This window comes from Mycobacterium sp. NPDC050551 (assembly GCF_040674075.1).
GTDB lineage: Bacteria > Actinomycetota > Actinomycetes > Mycobacteriales > Mycobacteriaceae > Mycobacterium.
Map to the genome: position 1 here is coordinate 190,703 of NZ_JBFARC010000004.1, position 11,192 is coordinate 201,894.

General features: G+C 67.0%; 12 protein-coding genes. 3 read left to right on the forward strand and 9 right to left on the reverse strand.

All coding sequences use genetic code 11. The features are described 5' to 3' along the window. Position 1 precedes the first annotated feature (1 nt). The 4 genes from AB0K11_RS17390 to AB0K11_RS17405 form a co-directional block, all read right to left on the reverse strand. Positions 2-1,798, reverse strand: coding sequence for a nickel-dependent hydrogenase large subunit (locus AB0K11_RS17390; protein ID WP_364979109.1), 1,797 nt, complete (start codon positions 1,796-1,798; stop codon positions 2-4). A 92-nt stretch (positions 1,799-1,890) separates the two neighbouring features. Next, the gene (locus tag AB0K11_RS17395; protein ID WP_364979112.1) at positions 1,891-2,946 is read right to left on the reverse strand and encodes a hydrogenase expression protein HypE; all 1,056 of its coding nucleotides are present in this window, start codon (positions 2,944-2,946) and stop codon (positions 1,891-1,893) included. 34 nt (positions 2,947-2,980) lie between these two features. Next, entirely contained in the window at positions 2,981-3,877 is an 897-nt protein-coding gene (gene hypB, locus AB0K11_RS17400; protein ID WP_364979115.1) for a hydrogenase nickel incorporation protein HypB, read from the reverse strand. Position 3,878: 1 nt separating this feature from the next. Further along, positions 3,879-4,208, reverse strand: a complete 330-nt coding sequence (locus AB0K11_RS17405) for a hydrogenase maturation nickel metallochaperone HypA (protein ID WP_364979118.1) — start codon at positions 4,206-4,208, stop codon at positions 3,879-3,881. Positions 4,209-4,481: 273 nt separating this feature from the next. Here AB0K11_RS17405 and recA point away from each other — a divergent pair, with 273 nt between their 5' ends. The 3 genes from recA to AB0K11_RS17420 all read left to right on the forward strand — a co-directional run bounded on the left by recA (position 4,482) and on the right by AB0K11_RS17420 (position 6,647). Then, positions 4,482-5,522, forward strand: a complete 1,041-nt coding sequence (gene recA, locus AB0K11_RS17410) for a recombinase RecA (protein WP_364979121.1) — start codon at positions 4,482-4,484, stop codon at positions 5,520-5,522. Continuing rightward, positions 5,512-6,033, forward strand: a complete 522-nt coding sequence (gene recX, locus AB0K11_RS17415; protein WP_364979124.1) for a recombination regulator RecX — start codon at positions 5,512-5,514, stop codon at positions 6,031-6,033. The genes recA and recX overlap by 11 nt, the downstream gene beginning before the upstream one ends. A 197-nt stretch (positions 6,034-6,230) precedes the next feature. Further along, complete coding sequence (locus AB0K11_RS17420; protein ID WP_364979127.1) at positions 6,231-6,647, forward strand: hypothetical protein; 417 nt, start codon at positions 6,231-6,233, stop codon at positions 6,645-6,647. Positions 6,648-6,751: 104 nt separating this feature from the next. Here the strand turns inward: AB0K11_RS17420 and AB0K11_RS17425 are convergent, their stop codons facing one another. From AB0K11_RS17425 to AB0K11_RS17445, 5 genes are all read right to left on the reverse strand, one after another. Continuing rightward, positions 6,752-7,846, reverse strand: a complete 1,095-nt coding sequence (locus tag AB0K11_RS17425) for an LLM class flavin-dependent oxidoreductase (RefSeq protein WP_364979130.1) — start codon at positions 7,844-7,846, stop codon at positions 6,752-6,754. A gap of 86 nt (positions 7,847-7,932) precedes the next feature. Beyond that, positions 7,933-8,814, reverse strand: coding sequence for an amino acid ABC transporter permease (locus AB0K11_RS17430; RefSeq protein ID WP_364979133.1), 882 nt, complete (start codon positions 8,812-8,814; stop codon positions 7,933-7,935). Next, the gene (locus tag AB0K11_RS17435; protein ID WP_364979137.1) at positions 8,814-9,494 is read right to left on the reverse strand and encodes an amino acid ABC transporter permease; all 681 of its coding nucleotides are present in this window, start codon (positions 9,492-9,494) and stop codon (positions 8,814-8,816) included. Before AB0K11_RS17435 ends, AB0K11_RS17430 begins: the two co-directional genes overlap by 1 nt. 21 nt (positions 9,495-9,515) lie before the next feature. Beyond that, positions 9,516-10,349 carry a glutamate ABC transporter substrate-binding protein gene (locus AB0K11_RS17440; protein ID WP_364979140.1) on the reverse strand — a complete coding sequence of 278 codons (834 nt, stop codon included), beginning with the start codon at positions 10,347-10,349 and terminating at the stop codon, positions 9,516-9,518. 28 nt (positions 10,350-10,377) lie between these two features. Further along, positions 10,378-11,106, reverse strand: a complete 729-nt coding sequence (locus AB0K11_RS17445; protein ID WP_364980420.1) for an amino acid ABC transporter ATP-binding protein — start codon at positions 11,104-11,106, stop codon at positions 10,378-10,380. Positions 11,107-11,192: the final 86 nt, after the last annotated feature.

Genomic DNA, 11,192 nt, shown 5'->3' on the forward strand with positions numbered 1-11,192 from the left:
CCTATTCCCCGGTGACCGACTGGGTGGGGGAGTGGAGCAGGTCGAGGCTCTTTCCTTCACCCAGGTACATGTGCACCCCGCATGGCAGGCACGGATCGAAACTGCGCACGGTGCGCATGATGTCGATGCCCTTGAAGTGTTCCCGATCGTTCTCCTCGAAGATCGGCTGTCCCTGCACCGCATCCTCGTACGGCCCCGGCGTGCCGTAGCTGTCCCGTGGATTGGCGTTCCACGGGGTCGGTGGGTACGGATGGTAGTTGGCGATCTTGCCGTCCCGGATCACCATGTGGTGGCTGAGCACACCGCGCACCGCCTCGGTGAACCCGCAGCCGATGCCCTCGTCGGGGACGTCGAACTTCTCCCAGGTCTTGGTCCGCCCGGCCCGGATCTCCGTGAGCGCCTTCTCCGCGAAGTGCAGTGCCGACGCCGCGGCGTAGGCCTGGAAATACGTTCTGGCGCGGTTGCGTTCGATCGTGTTGCTGCCGTGCTGCGGGATCTTCCACTCGAACTCGACCGGACCCTTCAGGGCGGTCTTGGGCAGATTGATCTGCACGCTGTGACCGGTCGACTTCACATAGCCGATGTCGACGAGGCCGGCCAGCGCGGTGGACCACAACCGGGCCAGCGGACCGCCACCGGTGTCGAGCGCCAGGTGGTCCTTGCCGTCCCACCAGCGCGGCGACATCACCCAGCTGTAGTTCTCGTCGAAGTCGCGCTTCTGCGGCTTGGGGTTGGTGTGCTGGTTCCACGGGTGCCGCCGGTCGACGGGGTTGCCCAGCGGATCGTTCTTGACGAACATCTCCTGGTCTTCCCAGTCGTCGTAATACGAACTGCCGAGCAGGATCCGGATGCCGAGGTTGATGTCCACCAGGGAGGTGGTGACCAGCTTTCCGTCCACCACCACCCCCGGCGTGACGAACATCTTGCGGCCCCAGTTCTCCATGTCCTTGTAGGCGAAGTTGCAGTGCTCGGGGTCCTGGAACGAGCCCCAGCAACCCAGCAGCGTGCGCCGCAGGCCCACCTGTTCGTATCCGGGCAGCGCCTCGTAGAAGAAGTCGAAGAGGTCGTCGTGCATCGGCACGACCTTCTTCATGAACTCCACGTAGCGCATCAGCCGGGTCATGTAGTCGGTCATCAACTGGATGGTGGCGACCGTGCCGACACCGCCGGGGTAGAGCGTGGAGGGATGAACGTGGCGACCCTCCATCAGGCAGAACATCTCCCGCGTCCACCGGCTGACCTGAAGAGCCTCGCGGTAGAACTCGCCGGTGAACGGGTTGAGCGCCCGCATGATGTCGGCGATGGTGCGATGCCCGTGCATGTCGGCGTGCGGCGCCTGGGTGTTCTCGGCCTTGGCCAGCACGCTCGGATTGGTCTCGGAGACCATCTTCTCGCAGTAGTCGACCCCGACCAGGTTCTCCTGGAAGATGTTGTGGTCGAACATGTATTCCGCGGCCTCACCGAGGTTGACGATCCACTCCGCGACGTGCGGCGGCTGCACCCCGTAGGCCATGTTCTGTGCGTAACACGAACAGGTGGCGTGGTTGTCGCCGCAGATCCCGCAAATGCGGCTGGTGATGAAGTGCGCGTCGCGGGGGTCCTTGCCCTTCATGAAGATCGAGTAGCCGCGGAAGATCGACGACGTGCTGTGGCACTCGACGACCTCCCGGTTCTCGAAGTCGATCTTGGTGTAGATGCCGAGGCTGCCGACGATGCGGGTGATGGGGTCCCACGCCATCTCGACCAGTTGGCCGGGATCGCGCTTCACAAGGGAGGGCTCGGGAACTGTCGTTGTCATCGGACTGCACTGCTTTCCTCGAATATCAATGCGCGGGCAGCATCGTGCCCACGATGGCCTCGCCTGCTTGAGTGCGGTCTTTTACGGCGGCACTACCAGGTACGAGTCGCTCCGGTCTCGAGTTTCAGGCCGGGATGGCGCCACTTCGGTTCTTTGTCGACGGTCTTGCCCGTCACGTGGCGCAGACTGCGGATCACCGAGCCGTAGAGGCCCGACGCCGTCGTGGACACCTTGCCGCCGGGCGGCTCGTCCATGAACGGCATGAACTTGTCCGGGAACCCGGGCATGGTGCAGCCGATGCAGATGCCGCCGACGTTCGGGCACCCGCCGATACCGTTGATCCACCCGCGCTTGGGCACGTTGCACTTGACGACCGGACCCCAGCAGCCAAGCTTCACAATGCATTTCGGCGAGCCGTACTCGTCGGCGAAGTCGCCCTGCTCGTAGTAGCCGGCCCGGTCACACCCCTCGTGCACAGTCTGACCGAACAGCCACTGCGGCCGCAGCGCGTCGTCGAGCGGGATCATCGGCGCCTGGTCGGTCGCCATGTAGAGCAGATACGTCAGCGTCTCGGAGAGATTGTCCGGGTGTATCGGACATCCGGGCACGCAGACGATCGGGATTCCCGCCTTGCTCTTCCAGTCCCACCCGAGATAGTCCGGCACACCCATCGCGCCGGTCGGATTGCCCGCCATCGCGTGGATTCCGCCGTAGGTGGCGCAGGTACCCACCGCGACGACAGCGGTCGCCTTCGGTGTGAGCCTGTCGAGCCATTCGCTCGTGGTCATCGGCTGGCCCGTCGCCGGGTCGTTGCCGAATCCGCACCAGTAACCTTCGGTTTTGAGCTGCTCGTTGGGAATCGAACCCTCGACCACCAGCACGAACGGTTCCAACTCACCGCGGTCGGCCTTGAAGAACCACTCGAGGAAGTCGTCGGCGCCGCCGTTGGGCCCGCATTCGAAATCGATGAGCGGCCAGTGCACGGCGACTTTCGGCAGGCCGGGGAGAGCGCCGAGGGCGATCTCCTCGATACTGGGTTGCGTGGCGGCAGTCAGCGCCACAGAGTCACCGTCACAACTCAATCCGGCGTTGATCCACAGAACGTGGATCAAGGCCTCTTCTGCTTTGACTGCAGCCTCACTGGGCATCGCCACAGCTCTCCGGGATCCGGGCTGGGGATCCCTACACCGCCGGAGTCGACCTTCGGCCCACTTGCGCGGCGCTAGTCTCTCGGTCTACTCCGGCCGACATTGTCTTGTCAACGAGTTCTTGTGACATATCCAACTTGGGCCCGTTTGCCAGATCTGCGATCCAGGCATACCAGTCCGCGGTACCATCGCCGGTCGTCGCCGACAGCGCCAGGATGTCCAGGCCGGGGTTGACCGAGCGGGCGTGCCGCGCGCAGGCGTCGACATCGAAGTCGACATAGGGCAACAGGTCGGTCTTGTTCACGATCACCACCCCCGCGGCGGCGAACATGTGCGGGTACTTCAGGGGCTTGTCGGCCCCTTCCGTCACCGAGATCACCAGGACTTTGCTGTGCTCGCCAAGGTCGAACATGGCGGGGCACACCAGATTGCCGACGTTCTCGATGAACAGCAACGTGCCGCGGTCGGGGTCGAGCGCCTCGAGTGCGCGGCGGACCATCTCGGCGTCGAGGTGGCAGCCGGCGCCGGTGTTGACCTGAACGGCGCGGGCGCCTGCCCGCCGGATGCGCTCGGCGTCCAGGAGGGTTTCCTGATCGCCCTCGATCACGGCGATCGGCCGGTCCCGGCCGAGGTCCCGGATCGTGCGTTCGAGCAGGGTGGTCTTGCCCGCGCCGGGCGAACTGGTGACGTTGAACGCCAGGATGTCGAGCTCGGCGAGCAGGCGCCGGTTCTCGGCGGCCACCAGGTCGTTCTTGGCGAGCACCTTCTGTTCGAGGGACACCGTCTCGGTGTGGACATGGGTGTGGTCGTCATGGGGGTGGTCGTGGGTGTGGTCGTGGTCGTCATGGGTGTGGGGGTGGTGATGCGCCGGGGCCTGGCCGGCCATCGTGATCACCGCCCCGTCCTCACCGCAGCCGCAGGTCGCGCACATGTCAGCTCACCTCCATCGAGAGTATTCGCAGATCCCTGCCGGCGAGGACCTCGACGTCGGCACTGCCGCAGGGGCACAGCAGGATCAGGTCGCCGAGTTCGAATTCCGAGCCGCAGGTCCGGCAGCGTGCGGCACCGGGCCGCAGGTCGACGTCGAGCCGGGCGCCGTCGGCCACCGTGCCCTGGGTGGCGAGTTCGAAGCAGAACTCCATGGCGTGTGGAACGACGGCGCACAGTGCGCCGACCTCGAGCCGGACGCTGTGCACACGGCGGCCTGCGGCGTGCTCGCACACCGCGTCGACAACACTCTGGGTGATCGCCATCTCGTGCATCAGGTGCCCCGTTCCGGGCCGGTCCGCCCACGATAGGCCCGGTCACCCGTTTTGGTGAGCAGACGCACAATCGCATCGACGGGCCGCCCGGAGTGCGATTTCATGTCTGCCCGCCGGTGACCGGCGTGTCCGCTTGAGTCGAACAGGTGTTCGTCTACTCTGGACGGTGTTCGACGGCTAGATGCTGGTCAAGCCGACTTGTCGGTGGCTACCTCTAGCGTCACGGCCAACTGATCGACACCGATCACCGAACATCACAGGACGGAGAAGACCATGGCGCAAGCCCCGGATCGCGAGAAGGCCCTCGAGCTGGCCCTCGCCCAGATCGAGAAGAGTCACGGCAAGGGGTCGGTGATGCGACTCGGCGACGAGGTGCGCCAGCCGATCTCGGTCATCCCGACCGGCTCGATCGCCCTGGACGTGGCGCTCGGCATCGGCGGCCTGCCCCGCGGCCGCGTCGTCGAGATCTACGGCCCGGAGTCCTCGGGTAAGACCACCGTCGCGCTGCACGCGGTGGCCAACGCGCAGGCCGCGGGCGGCATCGCGGCGTTCATCGACGCCGAGCACGCACTGGATCCCGACTACGCCAAGAAGCTCGGCGTCGACACCGACTCACTGCTGGTGTCCCAGCCCGACACCGGTGAGCAGGCGCTCGAGATCGCCGACATGCTGATCCGCTCCGGCGCGCTGGACATCCTGGTCATCGACTCGGTGGCCGCCCTGGTGCCGCGCGCCGAGATCGAGGGCGAGATGGGCGACAGCCACGTCGGCCTGCAGGCCCGCCTGATGAGCCAGGCGCTGCGGAAGATCACCGGCGCGCTGAGCAACTCGGGAACCACCGCGATCTTCATCAACCAGCTGCGCGAGAAGATCGGCGTGATGTTCGGTTCGCCCGAGACCACCACGGGTGGAAAGGCGTTGAAGTTCTACGCCTCCGTGCGGTTGGACGTCCGGCGGATCGAGACCCTCAAGGACGGCACCGACGCGGTGGGCAACCGCACCCGGGTCAAGGTCGTCAAGAACAAGGTGTCGCCGCCGTTCAAGCAGGCCGAGTTCGACATCCTCTACGGCAAGGGCATCAGCCGCGAGGGCTCGCTCATCGACATGGGTGTCGAGCACGGCTTCATCCGCAAGTCCGGCTCCTGGTTCACCTACGAGGGTGAGCAGCTCGGCCAGGGCAAGGAGAACGCCCGCAACTTCCTGATGGAGAACCCCGATATCGCCAACGAGGTAGAGAAGAAGATCAAGGAGAAGCTCGGCATCGGGGCCGTGGTGAACGCCGAAGACGTCCTGCCGGCTCCCGTTGACTTCTGAGTCCACCGACGTCGCGCCGGCCAAGCGTGAAGAGCAGGCGCGAGCGCTGTGCCTGCGCCTGCTCACCGCGCGGGCGAGGACCAGGGCCGAGCTCGAGACGAAGCTGGCCGGCAAGGGTTATCCCGACGAGGTGAGCACGCAGGTGCTCGACCGACTGGCCCAGGTCGGCTTGATCGACGACCGTGACTTCGCCGAGCAGTGGGTGCGTTCCCGACACACGCATGCCGGAAAGGGCAAGCGCGCGTTGGCCGCCGAGCTGCGCACCAAGGGCGTCGATCGCGAGGTGATCGACGAGGTGCTGGCCGACGTCGATGCGGGCGCCGAACGGCAGCGGGCCGAGCAACTGGTCCGCGACCGGCTGCGCCGCGAGCGGCTCGACGACGACGATGCGGAAGCCAAGGCGGTGCGGCGGCTGGTCGGGATGCTGGCCCGCCGCGGGTACGGCCAGTCCATGGCGCTCGACGTGGTCAAGGTCGCGGTGGCCGGCGAACGGGAACGGCGGCGGGTCTGACCGGTCGCACCGCCGAGCCCGGTCCGGACGCGTTCACCGATCCCGGCAACTGGGCGGGCGGGTTCTACGAACTGTCCATCGAGGTCGGTCCTCGCGACGACGGGCGGCTCGGCCGCGCGCTCAACGCCCTGTGGCGCGCTGCGGATATCCACGGCTGCTACGCCGACAGGAGCCGCGAACCGCGCGACCAGGACGCGGTGCCGCTGACGGTCGGGTCGTTGTCGACGTTCGGTCACCTCTACGGCCGGCTCACCCTGCCCGGCGGTGCGGTGTCGGTGTGTGGCGGGCTGGCGATCCGACTGAGTGACGGGATCGACTGGCTGAACCTGTATCTCCCGCTGGGTGCGTTGACACGGACCGACCCACGCATCGGCGGTTTCCCGTTCGGCGACGACGGCGGCCCGTCGTCGCTGGTGTGGCGGCTCCCACTGGACGCGTGGCTCGCGGGCGTCGGCGCACAGGTCTACCGGGAGGTCGACTTCCGTCGGGCCATCATCGGCTTCGAAACCGACGATGCCGAGATCGCCGCTAATGATGTTGTGCCGGAACGGCGTTCATTCGGATATCTCTCGCCGAGCGGCGACGAAGTGCGCTTCCACCCGGCGAACGCCTAGTGCGCTACCGTCGCCGGGAGTGTGGCCAGCGCCTGTCGCGCGTCGAGTGAGCGCGGCTCGCCGCCGCGACGGACCCGGTCACGCTCCTGCGCCACGGCGCTCCCTCACCGACCGACCGGCAGCTTCAGCAGCGGCAGAACCTGCCGGCCGATCCTCTCGACCTCGGACACGTACGGGGTGTCGGACAGCACGAAGTGGGTGACGCCGAGGTCGGCGTACTTCTGCAGCGCCGCAGCCACCTCGGCGGCCGACCCGACGAGCCACGTCGTCCCCGCACCGCCCCCACCATGTCTACCCGGTGCGGTGTAGAGGCACGAGTCGAGCACCTCGCCGCGCTCGGTCAGCTCGAGGAGGCGGCGCTGTCCCACCGCGCCTCCTGGGTCGCGGCGGTGCAGTTCGCCCGGTGCGGCGGCGAATGCGGCGAGCTTCGCCTCAGCGTCCCGCCACGCCTGCTCCGACGTCTCCCGCACCAGAGTGGTGACACGCAGGCCGAATTCGAGTGGTGGGTGCTCGCGGCCGAGCCGGTCGGACAGCGAACGGAGCCGGTCGATCCGTTCGGCGATGCCGTCGAGCGGTTCGCCCCAGAACAACTGCACGTCGGCTTCGGCGGCCGCGACCTGCTCCGCCGCCGGCGACGCCCCGCCGAAGTACAGCCTGGGCGTGGGCAATCCGGCGGCGAACGGTCGCGGCTGCGCCGTCGAGTTCTCCAGCCGGTAGAACTCGCCGCGGAAGGTGACGTCCTCCTCGCGCCACAACCGGCGCACGACCCGCAGGAACTCGAGTGTGCGGTCGTAGCGGCGGGACTTGTCGAATTCGCCGTCGCCGTAAGCGGCCAGGTCGTCGGTGCCGCTGACGATGTTGACGAAGAGCCTGCCGCCGTTGAGTGCGGCCAGAGTGGCTGCGGCGGCGGCGAAGTGAGCGGGTTGCCAGTAGCCCGGCCGGATCGCCACCAGTGGGGTGAAGTTCGTGGCGCGCGCCGAGATCGCCGTCGCCACGGTGAAGGTGTCCGGCCTGCCCCAGCCGGTGCCGATCAGGGCGCCTGCCCAGCCGTGCAGCTCGGCGCGCTGGGCCAGGTCGACCGAGTAGTCCAGGCTGCCCCAGCCCGCTGCGGTGTCGTCCCCGCGGTGCCCGGGCGTCACGGTGTTCGGGATGTACCAGAGGTATTCGTGGCTTGAAGGCTGCGCAATCGTCGTTGTCATCGAGAGGGAACGTATCGACCGCGCAGGCAAAGATCGCCACACTCGCGCTACGGGAATCGTTCAGTACAGCTTCACGATCGCGCGGGTTAGACCGCCCTGGCGCCGGGCGCGCCCTCCTGCTCGACGTCGCCGGCGTGCAGCGGCGCGGGCCCGCGATGAGACCGGCGCATGCGGCGTTCCAGCCGGGTCGCGAACGCCGACAGCGTGAAGTTGATGGCGATCAGGATCACCGCGACGACCATCAGCGCCGGGATGTAGTTGCTGTACGCCGACCCGATATTGGTGCCCTGGCGGACGACCTCGAGGAACAGGATCTGGTAGCCGATCGCGGTGTCCTTGAGCACCACCACCATCTGCGACACCAGCACCGGCAGCATCGACGTCACGGCCTGCGGCAGCAGGATCGCGCGCATCGTCTGGCCCCACCGCAGGCCGAGCGCCGACGCCGCCTCCGCCTGCCCGCTGGGCAGCGCGTTCACCCCGGCGCGGACGATCTCGGCGATCACCGCGCCGTTGTAGAGGGTGAGCCCGGTGACCACCCCGGCCAGTGCCTGGTACTTCGACGGCACCACGTCGTAGATGCCGTAGGCGGCGAAGCTGAAGATCATCATGATCAGCACCGGGATGGCGCGGAAGATCTCGACGAACACCGCACAGGGCCAGCTGATCAGCGGATGCAGTGACAGCCGGCCCACCCCGAGCACGAATCCGAGGATCAGGGCGAGCACGATCGACAGCGCAGCGGCGGTCAGCGTGCCCTGAATGCCCGGGAGCAGGTAGGTCTTCCACAGGTTCGGCGTCAGGAACGGTTCCCACTTCGCGGCGGTGAACTGGCCCTGCTTCCAGAACTGCCACAGCACGAAGACGATCACGGCAGCCGCGATCAGAGCGGCGACCAGCGTGGCGATCAGGTTGCGGATCCGGGCGCGGGGTCCGGGGGCGTCGAACAACACCGAGGCGGTGCTCATCAGCGTCGCACCGCCAATCGCTTACCGAGCCAACCGAACACCAGGCCCATCGGCAACGTCAGGATGACGAATCCGACGGCGAAGATGAATCCCACCAGGAGCAGCGCCGCGGTGTTCTCCGTCATCACCTTCATCAGCGTCGCCGCCTCGGCCACCCCGATCGCCGAGGCGATCGTGGTGTTCTTGGTCAGCGCGATGAGCACCGATCCGAGCGGCAGGATGACCGACCGGAACGCCTGCGGCAGCAGGATGAACCGGAGGTTCTGGCCGAACGAGAAGCCCAGCGACCGCGCGGCCTCGGCCTGCCCGAGCGGCACCGTGTTGACCCCGGATCGCACGGTCTCGCACACGAACGACGCGGTGTAGACGGTCAATCCGACCACCGCGAGCCGGAATCCGCTGTCGGCGATGGACGTCGTGGAGTTGGCATCGACCAGGGTGATGTGCAGCGTGTTGCCCAAGCCGAAGGAGCAGAACAGGATGATCAGCGTCAGCGGCGTGTTACGCACCACGTTGACGTAGGAGGTGCCCAGCCAATTGAGCACCGGCACCGGCGCCAGCCGCATCGCGGCCAGCACGGTGCCGAGGATCAGCGCGCCGACCGCCGAGTACAGCGTCAGCTTGATGGTGATCCAGAACGCCGCGAAGATCTGGTCCTGGTACTCGGTGAAGACGTCCACGGCCCGGGCCAGACCTCCGGCTCAGTACCGGTCGATCTTCGGCGGTGCGGGCGCCGTGATCCCCGCCGGACCGAGATTCTTGTCGAACGCCTCTTTCCAGGCGCCGCTGGACTCCATCTTCTCGAGCGCGTCGTTGATCTTGGTGCGCAGCTCGGCGTCGTCCTTCTTGAGCCCGATGCCGTAACGCTCCTCGGAGAAGGTGTCGCCGACGATCTTGAACTGGCCGGGCTGCTGCGCGGCGTAGCCGGCGAGGATCACCTCGTCGGTGGTCACCGCGTCGATGGCGCCGTTCTTCAGCGCCTCAATGCACGCCGAGTACGTGTCGTACTGCTGCAGTTGCACGCCGGTGTACTCGTCCTTGATCTTCTGCGCCGGTGTGGATCCCGTGACCGAGCACAGCTTCTTGTTGTTCTGCAGCGACGCCGCCCCGGTGATGTCGGTGTTGTTCTCCCGCACCAGCAGGCTCTGTCCGGTCTGCAGGTACGGCCCGGCGAAGTCGACCTTCTCCTTGCGCGCGTCGGTGATCGAGTAGGTGGCGGCGATGTACTCGACCTGGTCGTTCTGGATGAGTGTCTCGCGCTGGCCCGACGGCGCCTCCTTCCACTCGATCTTGTCCGGGGTGTAGCCGAGTTCACCGGCGACATAGGTGGCGACGTCGACGTCGAAGCCGGTCAGCTTGCCGTCCGGCGTGCGCAGACCGAGGCCCGGCTGGTCGAACTTGGTGCCGATCACGATCTTGTCGCTGTCGCCGCTGCCGCCACCGCCGCCGCACGCGGTCGCCGCGAAGGGGAGGGCCAGGGCGAGTGCGACGACACCGGCGGCGCGCCACCGGGAGGGCACGGAGAGGGACGGCATGGGTCTTGGGTTTCCTTTCGCCGGGAATTCAGTGGTGGAGGATCTTGCCGAGGAAGTCCTTGGCGCGGTCGGACTGCGGGTTGTCGAAGAACTCCGCGGGTTCGGCGTCCTCGACGATCGCACCGTCGGACATGAAGACCACGCGGTCCGACGCCCGCCGGGCGAATCCCATCTCGTGGGTCACCACGAGCATCGTCATGCCCTCGGACGCCAGCGATGCCATGACGGCGAGCACCTCGTTGATCATCTCGGGGTCCAGCGCGCTGGTGGGCTCGTCGAAGAGCATCACCTTGGGCGTCATCGCCAGTGACCGCGCGATCGCCACCCGCTGCTGCTGTCCGCCCGACAGCTGGGCGGGGTACTTGTCGGCCTGGTTGGCCACACCGACCCGCTCGAGAAGCGCCATCGCCTCGGTGCGGGCCTTGTCCTTGGACAGCCGCCGCACCTTCGTCGGTGCGAGCGTGACGTTCTCCAGGATCGTCTTGTGCGCGAACAGGTTGAACGACTGGAACACCATGCCGACGTCGGACCGCAGCTGCGCCAGCCGGCGTCCCTCGGCGGGGAGCTGCTGGCCGTCGACCGCGATCGAGCCCGAGTCGATGGTCTCCAGCCGGTTGATGGTGCGGCACAGCGTCGACTTCCCCGAACCCGACGGACCGATCACCACGACCACCTGGCCCCGTTCGACGCGCAGGTCGATGTCCTTGAGGACATGGAGGCTGCCGAAATGCTTGTTGACCTGCTCCATCGCGATCATCGGCACGGTCTGCGGCGGTGGATCGGCGACCTGCGCTTCCCGGCCGGAGCTGTCCATGGCTGCAGACCTTACCCAGGTAATGCTCA